We start from the raw sequence: 16,385 nt of genomic DNA on the forward strand, positions 1-16,385 counted from the left end.
CCACGCCATTTTTTCATGCGACAATAGAGGGAATTAACGAGCTGTGGGTCGCTCAAAACGCAACAATTTCAAAGAAATGGATATCATAACTCCATGAGCACAATCGACAATTTAACCGCGCATACCCCGATGATGCAGCAGTACCTGAAACTGAAAGCTCAGCATCCGGAAATTCTGCTGTTTTATCGTATGGGCGACTTTTACGAGCTTTTCTATGACGATGCCAAACGGGCGTCGCAGCTTCTCGACATCTCTCTGACCAAACGTGGCGCGTCAGCAGGTGAACCGATCCCGATGGCCGGGATCCCGCATCATGCAGTGGAAAACTATCTGGCGAAGCTGGTGAATCAGGGTGAATCCGTTGCCATCTGTGAACAGATAGGCGATCCGGCGACCTCCAAAGGCCCCGTTGAGCGCAAGGTTGTGCGCATCGTTACGCCGGGTACCATCAGCGACGAAGCGCTGTTGCAGGAGCGTCAGGATAACCTGCTCGCCGCCATCTGGCAGGACAGCAAAGGCTACGGCTATGCCACGCTGGATATTAGCTCCGGGCGTTTTCGCCTGAGCGAACCCGCCGACCGTGAAACCATGGCGGCAGAGCTGCAGCGCACCAATCCGGCGGAACTGCTTTACGCCGAAGATTTCGCCGAGATGGCCCTGATTGAAGGGCGTCGTGGTCTGCGCCGTCGCCCACTGTGGGAGTTCGAAATTGACACGGCTCGCCAGCAGTTAAATCTACAGTTTGGCACCCGCGACCTGATTGGCTTTGGTGTAGAGAACGCCCCGCGCGGTCTCTGCGCTGCAGGCTGCCTGCTGCAGTATGTGAAAGACACGCAGCGCACCACCCTGCCGCACATTCGCTCAATTACCATGGAGCGTCAGCAGGACAGCATCATCATGGATGCCGCTACGCGCCGTAATCTGGAGATCACTCAGAATCTGGCCGGTGGGGTTGAAAACACGCTCGCGGCGGTGCTCGACAGTACCGTCACGCCGATGGGCAGCCGTATGCTTAAACGCTGGCTGCATATGCCGGTGCGCGATACGGCCGTGCTGAAAAGCCGCCAGCAGACCATAGGCGCGCTGCAGGATCGCTTTACAGAATTACAGCCCGTGCTGCGCCAGGTGGGTGATCTGGAACGTATTCTGGCCCGTCTCGCGCTGCGCACTGCGCGTCCGCGCGATCTGGCCCGTATGCGCCACGCCTTCCAGCAGTTACCTGAACTGCGCGCGCAGCTGGCGGAAGTCGACAGCGTGCCGGTGCAAAAGCTGCGCGAAAGCATGGGTGAATTTACCGAGCTGCGCGAACTGCTGGAGCGCGCGGTTGTGGAAGCGCCGCCGGTGCTGGTTCGCGACGGCGGTGTGATTGCCCCGGGTTACAACGAAGAGCTGGACGAATGGCGCGCCCTGGCAGACGGGGCCACTGATTATCTGGATAAGCTTGAAATCCGCGAGCGCGAGCGTCTGGGCCTGGATACCCTGAAAGTCGGCTACAACGCGATTCACGGTTATTACATTCAAATCAGCCGTGGACAGAGTCACATGGCGCCGATTCACTACGTTCGTCGCCAGACGCTAAAGAATGCCGAACGCTACATCATTCCAGAGCTGAAAGAGTACGAAGACAAAGTTCTCACCTCCAAAGGCAAAGCCCTGGCATTGGAAAAGCAGCTTTATGAAGAGCTGTTCGACACGCTCCTGCCGCACCTGGCTGATATGCAGTTGAGCGCAAGCGCGCTTGCCGAGCTGGATGTGCTGGTGAACCTGGCGGAACGCGCTGATACGCTCAATTACACTTGTCCGACGTTCAGCGACAAACCGGGTATACGCATTGCCGAAGGGCGTCATCCGGTGGTTGAGCAGGTGCTCAACGAGCCGTTTATCGCCAACCCGCTGAACCTCTCTGCCCAGCGTCGCATGCTGATCATCACCGGCCCGAACATGGGCGGTAAAAGTACCTATATGCGTCAGACTGCGCTGATCGCCCTGCTGGCTTATATCGGCAGCTATGTTCCGGCGCAGAGCGTGGAGATCGGTCCTATCGATCGCATCTTCACCCGCGTGGGCGCGGCGGACGATCTGGCCAGTGGCCGCTCGACCTTCATGGTCGAGATGACCGAAACCGCCAACATTCTGCACAATGCGACGGAAAACAGCCTGGTGCTGATGGATGAGATCGGTCGCGGTACCTCTACCTACGATGGCCTTTCCCTTGCATGGGCGTGCGCTGAAAGTCTGGCGAATAAGATCAAAGCGCTGACCCTGTTTGCGACGCACTACTTTGAACTGACGCAACTGCCAGAGAAAATGGAGGGTGTCGCCAACGTTCATCTGGATGCGCTTGAGCACGGCGATACCATCGCTTTCATGCATACGGTGCAGGACGGAGCGGCCAGCAAGAGCTACGGCCTGGCCGTTGCCGCGCTGGCGGGCGTGCCAAAAGAGGTGATTAAACGCGCGCGCCAGAAACTCCGCGAGCTGGAAAGCCTGTCGCCGAACGCTGCTGCAACGCAGATTGACGGCTCACAGATGTCTTTGCTGACGCTGGCGGAAGAGACCTCACCGGCGCTCGAAGCGCTGGAGAATCTCGATCCAGACTCTCTGACGCCGCGTCAGGCGTTGGAGTGGATCTATCGCCTGAAGAATCTGGCGTAAATTATCTCAGGCAGCATTAACCGGCTCGGGTGCGCAGATAGTCGATAAACACGCGCACCTTAGCCGAGACATGCTGCGCATCGGGATAGACCGCATAAATGCCCTGCTGCGCAAAGGTGTAGTCGGGTAAGACGTGTATCAGACGCCCCTTTTCCAGTGCATTTTTTACCAGCCATTCTGGCAGCAATGCCACGCCCGCTCCCGCGAGCGCAAAGGCCATCAGCGCCTGAGCGCTGTCGGCAAACAGCCGCGCAGGGCGCGTGATCTCTAACAGCGCATTTTTTCCACAGGCATCCGTCACCTGCCAGCGTAATGGCGCAGTAAGGCGGTCATGAATCAGCCACTCGGCCCGCGCCAGTACGTCCAGCGAATCAACCGGGTGTTTAGCGAGCCATTCAGGGGCGGCTACGGGCATAATCGCGAAACGCGAAATCTGCGCGGCGTGATAGCGAGAGTCGGCCAGCGTCCCCAATCGAATGGCGACGTCAAAACGCTCTGCAATCAAATCGGCATGATGCGACGACGCAACGTGGCGTATCCGTAAATCCGGATGAAGCCGACTGAACTCCGCCAGAATCGGGATAATCACCTGCGCACCGTACTCCGGCGTGGAGGTGATTCGTAGCTCACCGCTCAGCCCAACGTGGCTGGCCCTGACTTCATCCTGCAAATTCTCCGCCGCTTTTAACAGCTCGACGCCACGCTGATAAAAGAGCGCGCCCGCTTCCGTGAGGGTGATTCTACGCGTAGAGCGCAGAAGTAACGTTACGCCCAGCTCATTCTCCAGCTGGCGAATATTAAAACTGACAACGGCTTTGGTTTGCCCAAGCGTAGTGGCCGCCGCGGTAAAACTGCCGGTATCCACCACCGCCACGAAAATCGTCATTCGTTGTAGATTGAGCATTGCTTAAAGCCATTACTGTCAAAATTATTTTGACAGTATATCGCCAGCGATGCCGTTTATCCCACGCTTTCTGGGAGATACATTACCGCTCCTTAACAGAGGGTAAATCATGACGTATCGCCATAAAGTCGCCATCGTGTTTCTGCTGGGCTTTTTTCTCGACCTCATCAATATGTTTATCGCCAGCGTCGCCTTCCCGGCGATGGCGGTGGAGCTAAACTCATCCGCCCCTGCGCTGGCATGGGTCAGTAATGGCTACATTGCAGGCATGACGCTGGTCATCCCTTTTAGCGCCCTTATCACCCGCAGGATTGGCGCAAAGCGCCTTTTTATTCTCTCTCTGACCCTGTTCTTTGCTGCGGCGTCCGCCGCCGGGCTGGCGGAGTCACTGAGCCATCTGATCTTCTGGCGGGTGCTTCAGGGAGCGGGTGGTGGTCTGTTGATCCCGGTTGGGCAGGCCCTGGCGTGGCAACAGTTTAAACCCCATGAGCGGGCCGGATTATCGACAGCGGTAATGCTGGTCGCCCTGCTCGCTCCCGCGAGTGCGCCGGCGCTGGGGGGAGTGCTTATTCAGTTCTTTAGCTGGCGATGGATCTTTTTTGCACCGCTGCCGCTTGCGGTCGTCACGCTGCTGCTGGCCTGCCTGTGGCTCAAAAACGACACCACGCCATCAGGGCCTGCTCGTTTACTGCATTTGCCGCTGCTGTCCGACCCGCTGCTGCGCTTCGCGATGCTGATCTATTTATGCGTACCGGGGATTTTCATTGGCGTGAACCTGGTCGGCCTGTTTTATCTGCAGAGTGTTGTGAAGATGACCCCGGCGGCAACGGGTGCGCTGATGCTCCCCTGGTCGCTCGCCTCGTTTATCGCCATTTCCACCACCGGCAAATATTTCAACCGTCTTGGCCCACGCCCTCTGATAATGACCGGCTGTCTGCTGCAGGCGGCGGGAATCGCGGGTTTATCAGTGGTATCAGCGACAACCCCTGAATACATCATCATCGCCCTCTTCGTACTGATGGGAGCTGGTGGCAGTCTGTGCAGCAGCACCGCTCAAAGCACCGCTTTTCTTAACGTAGCCTTTGACGAGATGCCGGACGCCAGCGCCCTGTGGAATATCAATCGCCAGCTGAGTTTCCTTCTGGGGGCTACGCTGCTGGCCGTGATGTTGAGCACTCTGCAACAGATTTTCACCCCCCTTCAGGCATGGCACGGGACATTCATTCTTGCAGGCCTCATCACGCTTGTACCGCTGTTTAGCGCGATCCGACTGAACAACCAGCAGGTACTTATCCACCTTCATAAGGAACCATCATGAATCTGTTTAAAGATGAAATCATCGACGCGCACATTGCCATTGAAAACTGGCTCGGCAAAAGCGAAGGCGATCACGACGCGCTAATGGCGCATTTCTGCGAGGGATTTACCATGGTGACACCGACCGGGGCATGCCTGGATTATCCTGCCCTGAGCGCGTTCTTTCTGGCACAGCGCGGCAGCCGTCCGGGGCTTTCCATTTTAGTCGACAATGTGGACGTGCTGGAGGCGTGGCCGCATGGCGCAGTGTTACGTTATCGCGAAGTACAACGTCAGCCTTCAGCGCCAACGACCCTGCGATGGTCAACCGTGGTATTACGTCAACAAGGGGATAGCGTGCTCTGGCGCCATCTTCACGAAACAGTCGAACGTTAGAAAAGAAAAAGGCCCGTCTCTCGACGGGCCTTTTTTGATGAAAAGGTGCTTATTCGCGGAACAGCGCTTCGATATTCAGCCCTTGTCCCTGCAGGATTTCACGCAGGCGACGCAAACCTTCTACCTGAATCTGACGAACACGTTCACGAGTCAGGCCAATCTCACGGCCAACATCTTCCAGTGTCGCAGCTTCATACCCCAGCAGACCGAAACGACGTGCCAGCACTTCACGCTGTTTGGCGTTCAGTTCGAACAGCCATTTGACGATGCTCTGTTTCATATCATCGTCTTGCGTGGTGTCTTCCGGGCCGTTGTCTTTTTCATCGGCCAGGATGTCCAGCAGCGCTTTTTCGGAATCGCCACCCAGCGGGGTGTCGACGGAGGTAATGCGCTCGTTAAGACGCAGCATACGGCTTACGTCATCAACCGGTTTATCGAGCTGCTCGGCAATCTCTTCCGCACTTGGCTCGTGATCCAGTTTATGGGACAACTCACGTGCAGTACGCAGATAGACGTTCAACTCTTTGACGATGTGAATCGGCAGGCGGATCGTACGGGTTTGGTTCATAATCGCCCGTTCGATAGTCTGACGAATCCACCAGGTCGCGTACGTAGAGAAACGGAACCCACGTTCTGGGTCAAACTTCTCAACGGCGCGGATCAGGCCCAGGTTGCCCTCTTCAATCAGATCCAGCAGTGCCAGACCACGATTGCTGTAACGACGAGCAATTTTCACCACCAGACGCAGGTTACTTTCGATCATGCGGCGGCGTGAGGCTACATCTCCACGCAATGCGCGACGCGCGAAATAGACTTCTTCTTCGGCCGTTAACAGTGGGGAATAACCAATCTCCCCAAGGTAAAGCTGAGTCGCGTCAAGCACACGCTGTGTGGCGCCCTGCGATAACAGCTCTTCTTCAGCTAAATCGTTATCACTGGGTTCCTCTTCAACCAAGGCTTTCTCATCAAAAGACTCGGCTCCGTTCTCATCAAATTCCGCATCTTCATTTAAATCATGAACTTTCAGCGTATTCTGACTCATAAGGTGGCTCCTACCCGTGATCCCTGAACGAGACACCCTGAAGTGGTATGTCCCGTCAAATTATCGCTGCGGTAAATATTGCAGCGGGTTTACGGATTTCCCCTTGTAACGAATTTCAAAATGCAAGCGTGTAGAACTGGTGCCGGTGCTACCCATGGTAGCGATTTTTTGCCCCGCCTTGATTTCTTGTTGTTCCCGGACCAGCATTGTATCGTTATGGGCGTAGGCACTCAGGTAATCATCGTTATGTTTGATGATAATAAGATTACCGTAACCGCGCAGAGCGTTACCGGCATATACAACGCGTCCATCTGCGGTCGCGATGATTGCCTGTCCCTTACTTCCTGCGATATCGATCCCTTTGTTTCCCCCCTCGGAGGAAGAGAAGTTCTCGATAACCTTGCCATCAGTCGGCCAGCGCCAGGTTGAAATTGGCGCACTGGCGGTTTGACTGCTGGCAGTCGGTACGGAAGAGCTAACCACAGGTGCCGTAACCGGTGCTGTGACGACAGTCGCAGACGGCTTATTATTCGGCAACATTTTGTTAGCACTCTGTTCACCTGAGTCTTCAGAATACGTAATTGTTGGTTGTGAAGCAACCACCGCGCTGGTATTTTGCGCAGGTTTCACACTATTGTTTTGCGCGGTGACATCCGCGGCTGAAACAGAGTTGCCTGGGGTCAGCGGCGTACCGGTCGCATTACCGACCTGCAGCGTCTGGCCGACTTCCAGGCCATACGGGGCTTGTACGTTGTTTCGCTGGGCGAGGTCACGGAAATCGTTCCCGGTGATCCACGCAATATAGAACAGCGTGTCGCCACGTTTTACGGTGTAGGTGCTGCCGCCCGTATAACTTCCTTTCGGAATGTTCCCATACTTGCGGTTATAGACTATGCGGCCATTCTCGGTCTGCACAGGTTGTTGCACTGGCTGAATCTGAGTTGGCTGCGTGATCGGCGTTTGAACAGGCTGGATCTGCGGAGTTTGCTGCGGTGCCGCAGTGCCCATTTTAGGCGGAGGCGTAATCAGCATTCCACCGGAAGTATTCCCCGAATTGCTGCTCCCGCCAACTGAGCTCACTGGCGCAGGGGGGTTATTAGAACTCGTGCAACCTGCCAGCCAAAGCGAAACCAATGACAATGCCGCGACACGGCTGATGGTGAATTTCGGGCTTCCCGCGCTCATTTATCCCCCAGGAATGTGTTAACTACCAGTGACTTAAAATTAACCGTGATGGCTCGAACCTTTTGCGCCACACCATACGCTGAATTTTTCCGAATAACCCTGGAAAATTCCGAGTATCAGGCAAGCTCTCCCTTAACAAGAGGCACAAAACGCACGGCTTCAACGGTATCGATAATGAACTCGCCGCCCCGTCGACAAACACGCTTCAGAAGCTGTTGTTCATCGCCCACCGGCAAAACGAGAATACCGCCATCATCCAGCTGCCCCAGAAGCGCGGCCGGGATCTCAAGCGGTGCTGCCGTCACGATAATGGCATCAAATGGCGCACGGGCCTGCCAGCCCTGCCAGCCATCGCCGTGACGAGTGGAAACGTTATGTAAATCGAGCTGTTTAAGGCGACGACGGGCGTGCCACTGCAAGCCTTTGATCCGCTCGACGGAGCAGACATGATGGACGAGATGGGCCAGAATCGCCGTCTGATACCCTGAACCGGTGCCGATTTCCAGCACCCGGGATTCCGGCGTCAGCTCCAGCAGCTCCGTCATACGCGCAACCATATACGGCTGTGAAATCGTCTGCCCTTGCCCAATCGGCAAAGCGACGTTTTCCCACGCTTTGTGTTCAAACGCCTCATCCACAAATTTCTCACGCGGAACCTGTGAGATTGCCTCAAGCACACGCTCGTCGGTGATGCCCTGAGTGCGTAATTGAGTCAGAAGAGCTTGTACACGTTTACTTACCATTGTGTGTTCACCCCGGCACGTTCCAGCCAGCCTGAGACCACATCTTGCGCGTTATAGGCGGTTAAATCTACGTGCAGCGGCGTAACGGACACATAGCCTGCATCCACCGCCGCAAAGTCCGTATCTGGCCCGGCGTCGCACTGCTCGCCAGGAGGACCAATCCAGTAAAGCGTATTTCCGCGCGGATCTTGCTGAGGGATCACCTGATCGGCTGGATGGCGACTGCCACAGCGCGTCACGCGAATACCTTTGATCTCGGCAAGGGGCAGATCCGGCACGTTGATATTCAGAATGCGACCGGTGCGCAGCGGCTCACGGCTGAGGGCGCGCAGGATCGAACAGGTGACGGCAGCGGCCGTCTCGTAATGGGTATAACCATTGAGCGAGACCGCCAGCGCAGGGAACCCGAGATGACGCCCCTCCATCGCTGCCGCAACCGTTCCGGAGTAGATCACGTCATCGCCCAAGTTTGGGCCAGCGTTGATGCCTGAGACCACCACGTCCGGGCGCGGGCGCATCAGGGCGTTAACGCCGAGGAAAACGCAGTCCGTTGGCGTCCCCATCTGCACCGCGATATCGCCGTTTTCATAAGTAAAAGTGCGAAGGGACGACTCCAGCGTTAATGAGTTGGAGGCACCGCTGCGGTTACGATCGGGAGCAACAACCTGCACCTCGGCAAACTCGCGAAGGTGTTTAGCCAGCGTCTGAATTCCAGGCGCATGGATCCCATCATCGTTACTCAGCAATATTCGCATAGTCACCCGACGTATTGATTAGTTCCCTGACAACACTGGTGGCAAAGCTCCCTGCCGGCAGCCAGAAACGTAACTCTACGGTTACGTCATCCCACCAGTTCCAGCTTAGCTGCTGCGGATAGAGCAGCATCGCGCGGCGTGCCGCTTCAACTTTCTCCCGCACCAGCAATGATTGTAATTCTGCCGCCTCTGCAACCGCCGCCTGCTCCGCGACCAGCGCGTCGCCCTGCGTTCCCCACTCTCCCGAGCCGGGCAGCGCGGCGGTAATCAGCAGCGTTTTATTCTCGACGCGTGCCTGCAGATCGGCCATCTCATCGCTTGTGGCGACGAACCAACTGCCGCGTCCCGCTAATTGTAGCGCATCGCCGACAACAACTTGATTCGCGTCCGTTTTTTTCAGTCGTTCGCTCACAATCTGATTAAACAACGCACTGCGGGCTGCCGACAACCAAAAACTGCGTTTATTCCTGTCGCGAACCGGGGCATTGCTCTGCGCCCAGCGCAGCGCGCCCTGCAAATTGCTGCCGCCAATCCCGAAACGCTGGGTACCGAAATAGTTCGGCACACCCTGCTCGTTGATGGCCGTCAGACGTTTTTCGACGTCATCACGGTCTGTGACTTCACGCAGCACCAGGGTAAACGTATTGCCCTGAAGCGCCCCCAGGCGCAGTTTGCGCTTGTGGCGGGCGTACTCCAGCACTTTACAGCCTTCAAGCTCAAATTTGCTTAAATCAGGCATCGCATTGCCCGGCACGCGCGCGCACAGCCACTGTTCCGTGACCGCGTGTTTGTCTTTTTGCCCCGCAAAGCTCACTTCGCGAGCATGAATCTTGAGGAATTTTGCCAGCGCATCGGCCACAAAACGGGTGTTGCAGCCGTTTTTCAGAATACGCACCAGAATATGCTCGCCTTCGCCGTCCGGCTCAAAGCCGAGATCTTCCACGACCACGAAATCTTCTGGGCTGGCTTTCAGCAGGCCATTTCCCTGTGGTTTGCCGTGCAGATACGTCAGGTTAGCAAAGTCGATCATTTGGCCGCCTTCACCAGCAGCGCCACAGCCTCACAGGCGATACCTTCGCCGCGACCGGTAAAGCCGAGCTTCTCGGTGGTGGTCGCTTTGACGTTAACGTCATCCATATGGCAGCCGAGATCTTCAGCGATAAAAACGCGCATCTGCGGAATGTGCGGCAGCATTTTTGGCGCCTGAGCGATGATCGTCACATCGACATTACCGAGGGTATAGCCCTTCGCCTGAATCCGGCGCCAGGCTTCACGCAGCAGCTCGCGGCTGTCCGCGCCTTTAAACGCCGGATCGGTGTCCGGGAACAGTTTACCGATATCGCCCAGCGCCGCCGCGCCGAGCAGAGCATCGGTTAAGGCATGCAGCGCAACATCGCCATCAGAGTGTGCGAGTAAGCCCTTCTCGAAGGGTATGCGTACGCCGCCAATGATAATCGGGCCAACGCCGCCAAAGGCGTGTACGTCAAAACCGTGTCCAATTCGCATTATGCCTTCTCCTGAGGGATCGTACGGGTAAGATAAAATTCCGCGAGCTGTAAGTCTTCCGGGCGCGTCACTTTTATATTATCAGCGCGCCCCTCAATCAGCTCAGGGTGAAAACCGCAATACTCCAGCGCCGAGGCTTCGTCGGTGATGGTGGCGCCTTCATCAAGGGCGCGGGTTAAACAGCTTTTGAGCAGTTCGCGGGGGAAAAACTGGGGGGTCAGCGCGTGCCATAAATCGACGCGCTCAACGGTATGAGCGATAGCTTGAACGCCCGGCTCTGCGCGCTTCATGGTGTCGCGCACGGGCGAGGCCAGAATGCCACCCGTGGCGCTGGTTTCGCTGAGCTTAAGCAGACGGGCCAGATCGTCCTGATGCAGGCAGGGGCGTGCAGCGTCGTGCACCAGCACCCACTCGGCATCACCCGCCGCGCGAAGGCCTGCAAGAACGGAGTCGGCGCGCTCTGTGCCACCATCAACGACGGTAATCTGTGGGTGATTTGCCAGCGGTAGATCGGCAAAACGGGCATCGCCCGGACTGATGGCGATCACGACGCGCGTCACCCGTGGGTGCGCCAGCAGCGCCGCGACGGAGTGTTCAAGGATCGTTTTATCGCCAATGGAAAGGTACTGCTTAGGACACTCTGTTTGCATGCGCCGACCGAAACCTGCTGCCGGTACCACAGCGCATACATCCGAAAAAGTCACTGCCATGTCGTAATCCTGGGCCTGATTATCGATTGTTTTGTGCTGAGCCCTGACTGCGTTTAGACGCATCCGGCACCAGACGATAAAAAGTTTCGCCCGGCTTAGTCATACTGAGTTCGTTGCGTGCGCGTTCCTCAATCGCTTCTTGCCCGCCATTGAGGTCGTCAATTTCGGCAAAGAGTTGATCGTTTCGCGCTTTGAGTTTTGCGTTTGTTGCCTGCTGTGCCGTGACGTCATCATTGACGCGGCTGTAGTCGTGAAGACCGTTCTTACCAAACCACAGCGAATACTGTAGCCAGACCAGCAAAGCCAGCAACAGCAGTGTTAATTTACCCATCCAGCCCCCTGAAAAACGGCATCATCATCCCATAACTTTCCGTTCGACTCTACTCTGGGGTTTTAATTATGTCGCAAGTTAGCCCATCAGCCATAAAAACAGCAGGCCGAAAATGATGACCACGGTGGCAATGGTGATAATGGTGCTGTAGAACAGGCGGCCATTCAGCAGCGAGTGCAGCGCAATGCCAACCACAACCGCGACGGGCATCAGCGCGAGAAAAAAAGGCCAGGTGTAGAGGAAGAAAAACAGCGTATTGCGGCCATAGATCAGAAACGGGATGCCGAGCGCCAGCAACCACGAGACGAAGCCGACCACGGCCCCAGGAAGTGACCAGGTCGTGTCGTCATCAGTCGATACGGTGTCCGACGTGGTGATAATGTAATTCTCACTGTTACGCATAGCAGATCCTGTGACCATGACACATCTTACGGGCAGCGAGCTATCCGTTCGATACCGTCTCAGGATCTGATAATATCGCCCTGTCTGAGCAGGTCTAATAATTGGCCTACTAAATTTGTTACCAATTGTTGACCTTCCAGGTGAATCTCTGGTGATTCAGGGGCTTCGTAAACCGAGTCAATGCCGGTGAAATTACGCAGCTCGCCCGCACGGGCCTTTTTATAAAGCCCTTTCGGATCGCGCGCTTCGCACACCGCAAGCGGCGTATCGACAAACACTTCGATAAACCGCTCGTGACCCACGCGCTCGCGCACCATCTGTCGCTCGGCGCGATGTGGCGAGATAAAGGCGGTTAATACCACCAGCCCTGCATCAGCCATCAGGCTCGCCACTTCCCCTACGCGGCGAATGTTCTCTTTACGATCGTCATCGCTAAATCCCAAATCGCTGCACAGGCCGTGGCGCACGTTGTCGCCATCGAGCAGATAGGTACTGACCCCCTGCTGATGCAGCGCCTCTTCCAGCGCTCCGGCCACGGTGGATTTACCGGAGCCAGACAGCCCGGTAAACCACAGCACAACCCCACGATGACCGTGGAGTTGTTCGCGCGCGGCAACGGTTACCGGATGAGGATGCCAGACGACGTTCTCATCGTGCTGCGCCATTATTTTCCTCCCAGCAAATCGCGTGCGCCCCAGTGCGGGAAGTGTTTGCGGACCAGCGCGTTCAGCTCCAGCTCAAAGGCGCTGAATTCAGAAGGCGCTGCGGTTGCCTGCTCGTGCGGCTCGCGCACCATCCCGGCACCCACGGTGACGTTAGTCAGTCTGTCGATAAAGATCAGGCCGCCCGTTACCGGGTTTTGCTGATATTTGTCGAGCACCAGCGGCTCATCAAATGTGAGATCCACCAGCCCAATGCCGTTCAGCGGCAATTCTGAAACCTGATGCTGCGCCAGATTGTTGATATCCACCTGATAGTGAATGCTATCGACGCGCGCACGGGTTTTCTTGCCCGCGATTTTGATGTCATAGCTTTGGCCCGCTGTCAGCGGTTGCTCCGCCATCCACACCACGTCCAGGGAGGCGCTTTGCACGGCCGGCACGCTCTCCTGCGCATCCAGCAGCAAATCACCGCGGCTAATATCAATCTCGTCCTTCAGTACCAGAGTCACCGCTTCGCCCGCGCCCGCTTCCGGCAAATCGCCGTCGAAGGTGACAATACGGGCAATGGTCGATTCCACACCGGAGGGCAGCGCTTTCACGCGCTGACCAACCTTCACTACGCCGGAGGCAATCGTCCCGGAGAAGCCACGGAAATCGAGGTTTGGACGGTTGACATATTGCACCGGGAAGCGCATCGGCTGGCTTTCCACGGGGCGTTGAATTTCGACGGTTTCCAGCACTTCCAGCAGCGTCGGGCCGCTGTACCACGGCATGTTCACGCTCTGGGAGGCCACGTTATCGCCCTCCAGCGCGGAGAGCGGCACAAAGCGAATATCCAGATTACCCGGCAGCTGCGCGGCGAAAGTCAGATAGCTCTGGCGGATCTCCTCGAATTTTTCTTCGCTGAAATTCACCAGATCCATTTTGTTGACTGCCACCACCAGGTGTTTGATGCCGAGCAGCGTGGAGATAAAGCTGTGGCGACGTGTCTGATCGAGCACGCCTTTGCGCGCGTCCATTAGCAGGATCGCCAGCTCACAGGTCGATGCGCCCGTGGCCATGTTACGGGTGTACTGCTCATGCCCTGGGGTATCGGCGATGATGAATTTGCGCTTCTCGGTAGAGAAATAGCGATACGCCACGTCGATGGTAATCCCCTGCTCGCGTTCAGCCTGCAGGCCATCCACCAGCAGCGCCAGATCGAGTTTTTCGCCCTGGGTGCCGTGACGTTTGCTGTCATTGTGCAGGGAGGAGAGCTGGTCTTCGTAAATCTGACGCGTGTCATGCAGCAGTCGGCCAATCAGGGTGCTTTTCCCGTCATCGACGCTGCCGCAGGTCAGAAAGCGCAGCAGGCTTTTGTGCTGCTGGGCGTGCAGGTAAGCTTCCACGCCGCCTTCATCAGCAATTTGTTGTGCAATAGTGGTGTTCATGGCGGCTCCTTAGAAATAACCCTGACGTTTCTTCAGCTCCATTGAGCCTGCCTGGTCGCGGTCAATCATGCGCCCCTGTCGCTCACTGGTGGTGGAGACCAGCATCTCTTCGATGATCTCCGGCAGCGTCTGCGCGTTTGATTCCACAGCGCCCGTCAACGGCCAGCAGCCCAGCGTACGGAAGCGGACCATCTGTTTTTTGATCACTTCGCCCGGCTGCAAATCGATACGATCGTCGTCGATCATCATCAGCATTCCGTCGCGTTCCAGCACCGGACGCTCTGCCGCCAGATACAGCGGAACGATTTCGATATTTTCCAGATAGATATACTGCCAGATATCCAGCTCGGTCCAGTTGGAGAGCGGGAAGACGCGGATGCTTTCGCCTTTATTAATCTGGCCGTTGTAGTTGTGCCACAGCTCCGGGCGCTGGTTTTTCGGGTCCCAGCGGTGGAAGCGGTCGCGGAAAGAATAGATACGCTCTTTGGCGCGGGATTTCTCTTCGTCACGGCGCGCGCCGCCGAAGGCCGCATCAAAACCGTATTTGTTCAGAGCCTGCTTCAGCCCTTCGGTTTTCATGATATCCGTGTGTTTCGCGCTGCCGTGCACGAACGGGTTGATGCCCATCGCCACCCCTTCCGGGTTTTTGTGCACCAGCAGTTCGCAGCCGTAGGCTTTGGCGGTGCGGTCGCGGAACTCGTACATTTCGCGGAATTTCCAGCCGGTATCCACGTGCAGCAGCGGGAACGGCAAAGTGCCCGGATAAAACGCTTTACGCGCCAGATGCAGCATGACGCTGGAATCTTTCCCGATCGAGTACATCATCACCGGGTTCGAAAATTCGGCAGCCACCTCGCGGATAATATGGATGCTTTCCGCTTCAAGTTGCCGCAGGTGGGTAAGTCGTTTTTGGTCCATAACCATTCCTTAAGCCAGATTCACCACAGAAGAGTTGAATCCCTCCTGCTGTTGGTTGTGTTGAAACCAGGCGAGCGTCTGATGCAGCTCCACCACCTCTCCCACCACAATCAGGGCGGGCATGGGGGCATTTTTCGCCAGGTTTGCAAGTTGTTGTAAGGTTCCGGTCGCGACGTGCTGGTCGGCGCGTGTCCCGCGTGAAATCACCGCCACCGGCGTCGCTTTATCGCGCCCATGACGAATCAACTGTTCGCTGATGTCAGCGGCTTTCAGGGTGCCCATGTAGATCGCCAGCGTCTGACGGCTTTGCGCCAGCTGGACCCAGTCAAACGGCACGCTGTCTGCTTTGTAGTGTCCGGTAACGAAGGTGACGCTCTGGGCATAGTCGCGGTGAGTGAGCGGGATACCGGCGTAGGCGGTGACCGCCGATGCCGCCGTGATACCCGGGACCACCTGAAACGGCACGCCCGCCTGCGCGGCTGCCTGCAACTCTTCGCCGCCGCGCCCGAAAATAAACGGGTCGCCGCCTTTGAGGCGTACCACGGATTTCCCGGCTTTCGCGGCATCAATCAGCATCTGATTGGTCTCATGCTGCGGCACTGAGTGTTCGCCCGCGCGTTTGCCGACGCAGATCTGCTCGGCATCGCGACGGATAAGCTCACGCACCTCGTCGCTTACCAGATGATCGTAAAAGACCACGTCGGCCTGCTGAATAACCTGCAGACCGCGCAGCGTCAGCAGCCCGGCGTCACCCGGCCCGGCACCGACTAAAATAATTTCGCCCTGCTGCTGATGTGAAGCGTGAAGGGAGTCCTCCAGCTCGCGTTTGGCAGCCTGTTCGTTTCCCGCTGCCATCAGGCTGGCAAAACGCCCGCGAAAGGCTTTCTCCCAAAAACGACGGCGATCGGCGGTAGTGGTACGGTACGCTTTCAGTCGTTCACGAAAGCCCCCCGCCACTTCAGCCATACGCCCGAGGCTTACAGGTAATAATGCTTCCAGCTTTTCTCGCAGCATGCGCGCCAGCACGGGCGCGTTGCCGCCGGATGAGATTGCAATCAGCAGCGGCGAACGGTCGACAATCGACGGGAAGATAAACGAGCACAAGGGCTGATCGTCCACCACGTTCACCAGCCGATGACGGGCATTGGCCGCCTCAAACACCCGACGGTTCAGCGTCGGATCATCCGTCGCCGCGATGGCCAGTACCACCTGATCAAGCAGTGACTCATCGAATTCTGACGCCGTAACACTCTGCACCTGCGCGCCGGCCCGCTGTAAAAAAGCGATTTTGCGATCGGCGATTTCGCCCGTCCCGACAACCAGCACCGGACGGTCTTTCAATAAAGCAAACAGCGGCAGATAGTCCACGATGCGGTAACTCGTCTCAACAACAGGAATAGTGGGACTATAGGGGGCGGCTTAGAGTGAATGAAATTACGAATTGGAATGA

17 protein-coding genes are annotated in these 16,385 nt (G+C 56.8%); 3 read left to right on the top strand and 14 right to left on the bottom strand.

Annotated features, from left to right (window positions below; genetic code table 11):
• Positions 1 to 93: 93 nt before the first annotated feature.
• On the top strand, positions 94 to 2,655 hold the full coding sequence (gene mutS, locus F153LOC_RS18220; protein WP_102105441.1) for a DNA mismatch repair protein MutS: 2,562 nt from the start codon (positions 94 to 96) through the stop codon (positions 2,653 to 2,655).
• 16 nt (positions 2,656 to 2,671) lie between these two features.
• Here the strand turns inward: mutS and F153LOC_RS18225 are convergent, their stop codons facing one another.
• Positions 2,672 to 3,559: a LysR family transcriptional regulator gene (locus F153LOC_RS18225; RefSeq protein ID WP_102105442.1), complete on the bottom strand. Its 888-nt coding sequence runs from the start codon at positions 3,557 to 3,559 to the stop codon at positions 2,672 to 2,674.
• A gap of 109 nt (positions 3,560 to 3,668) precedes the next feature.
• Here F153LOC_RS18225 and F153LOC_RS18230 point away from each other — a divergent pair, with 109 nt between their 5' ends.
• Together F153LOC_RS18230 and F153LOC_RS18235 are read left to right on the top strand one after the other, a co-directional pair.
• Positions 3,669 to 4,877, top strand: a complete 1,209-nt coding sequence (locus F153LOC_RS18230; RefSeq protein WP_102105443.1) for an MFS transporter — start codon at positions 3,669 to 3,671, stop codon at positions 4,875 to 4,877.
• Positions 4,874 to 5,251, top strand: coding sequence for a DUF4440 domain-containing protein (locus tag F153LOC_RS18235; protein ID WP_102105444.1), 378 nt, complete (start codon positions 4,874 to 4,876; stop codon positions 5,249 to 5,251). The genes F153LOC_RS18230 and F153LOC_RS18235 overlap by 4 nt, the downstream gene beginning before the upstream one ends.
• Before the next feature lie 49 nt (positions 5,252 to 5,300).
• On the opposite strand, the gene rpoS is transcribed toward F153LOC_RS18235, so the two are convergent.
• The 13 genes from rpoS to cysG form a co-directional block, all read right to left on the bottom strand.
• Complete coding sequence (rpoS, locus tag F153LOC_RS18240; protein ID WP_095283101.1) at positions 5,301 to 6,293, bottom strand: RNA polymerase sigma factor RpoS; 993 nt, start codon at positions 6,291 to 6,293, stop codon at positions 5,301 to 5,303.
• Positions 6,294 to 6,353: 60 nt separating this feature from the next.
• Complete coding sequence (gene nlpD / locus F153LOC_RS18245; protein WP_100779140.1) at positions 6,354 to 7,478, bottom strand: murein hydrolase activator NlpD; 1,125 nt, start codon at positions 7,476 to 7,478, stop codon at positions 6,354 to 6,356.
• 116 nt (positions 7,479 to 7,594) lie between these two features.
• Positions 7,595 to 8,221: a protein-L-isoaspartate(D-aspartate) O-methyltransferase gene (locus tag F153LOC_RS18250; protein WP_102105445.1), complete on the bottom strand. Its 627-nt coding sequence runs from the start codon at positions 8,219 to 8,221 to the stop codon at positions 7,595 to 7,597.
• Complete coding sequence (gene surE / locus F153LOC_RS18255; RefSeq protein WP_102105446.1) at positions 8,215 to 8,976, bottom strand: 5'/3'-nucleotidase SurE; 762 nt, start codon at positions 8,974 to 8,976, stop codon at positions 8,215 to 8,217. Before surE ends, F153LOC_RS18250 begins: the two co-directional genes overlap by 7 nt.
• Positions 8,957 to 10,006: a tRNA pseudouridine(13) synthase TruD gene (truD, locus tag F153LOC_RS18260; RefSeq protein WP_102105447.1), complete on the bottom strand. Its 1,050-nt coding sequence runs from the start codon at positions 10,004 to 10,006 to the stop codon at positions 8,957 to 8,959. Before truD ends, surE begins: the two co-directional genes overlap by 20 nt.
• Positions 10,003 to 10,482 (bottom strand): 2-C-methyl-D-erythritol 2,4-cyclodiphosphate synthase, encoded by a 480-nt coding sequence (gene ispF, locus F153LOC_RS18265; protein WP_017457714.1) that lies wholly within the window; start codon positions 10,480 to 10,482, stop codon positions 10,003 to 10,005. Before ispF ends, truD begins: the two co-directional genes overlap by 4 nt.
• Positions 10,482 to 11,192 carry a 2-C-methyl-D-erythritol 4-phosphate cytidylyltransferase gene (ispD, locus tag F153LOC_RS18270; protein WP_102105448.1) on the bottom strand — a complete coding sequence of 237 codons (711 nt, stop codon included), beginning with the start codon at positions 11,190 to 11,192 and terminating at the stop codon, positions 10,482 to 10,484. Before ispD ends, ispF begins: the two co-directional genes overlap by 1 nt.
• 19 nt (positions 11,193 to 11,211) lie before the next feature.
• Entirely contained in the window at positions 11,212 to 11,523 is a 312-nt protein-coding gene (gene ftsB / locus F153LOC_RS18275; RefSeq protein WP_100779135.1) for a cell division protein FtsB, read from the bottom strand.
• Positions 11,524 to 11,601: 78 nt separating this feature from the next.
• Positions 11,602 to 11,925: a DUF3561 family protein gene (locus F153LOC_RS18280; protein ID WP_100779134.1), complete on the bottom strand. Its 324-nt coding sequence runs from the start codon at positions 11,923 to 11,925 to the stop codon at positions 11,602 to 11,604.
• 59 nt (positions 11,926 to 11,984) lie between these two features.
• Entirely contained in the window at positions 11,985 to 12,590 is a 606-nt protein-coding gene (gene cysC / locus F153LOC_RS18285; protein WP_100779133.1) for an adenylyl-sulfate kinase, read from the bottom strand.
• A complete protein-coding gene (gene cysN / locus F153LOC_RS18290) occupies positions 12,590 to 14,017 on the bottom strand; it encodes a sulfate adenylyltransferase subunit CysN (RefSeq protein ID WP_100779132.1) in 1,428 nt (475 codons plus the stop codon). The genes cysC and cysN overlap by 1 nt, the downstream gene beginning before the upstream one ends.
• Positions 14,018 to 14,026: 9 nt before the next feature.
• Complete coding sequence (gene cysD / locus F153LOC_RS18295) at positions 14,027 to 14,935, bottom strand: sulfate adenylyltransferase subunit CysD (protein WP_095283121.1); 909 nt, start codon at positions 14,933 to 14,935, stop codon at positions 14,027 to 14,029.
• Between the two features lie 9 nt (positions 14,936 to 14,944).
• The gene (cysG, locus tag F153LOC_RS18300) at positions 14,945 to 16,303 is read right to left on the bottom strand and encodes a siroheme synthase CysG (protein WP_102105449.1); all 1,359 of its coding nucleotides are present in this window, start codon (positions 16,301 to 16,303) and stop codon (positions 14,945 to 14,947) included.
• Positions 16,304 to 16,385 lie beyond the last annotated feature (82 nt).

Origin of the sequence: Lelliottia sp. F153, from assembly GCF_002870005.1 — a bacterium.
GTDB classification, from domain to species: Bacteria; Pseudomonadota; Gammaproteobacteria; order Enterobacterales; family Enterobacteriaceae; genus Enterobacter; species Enterobacter nimipressuralis.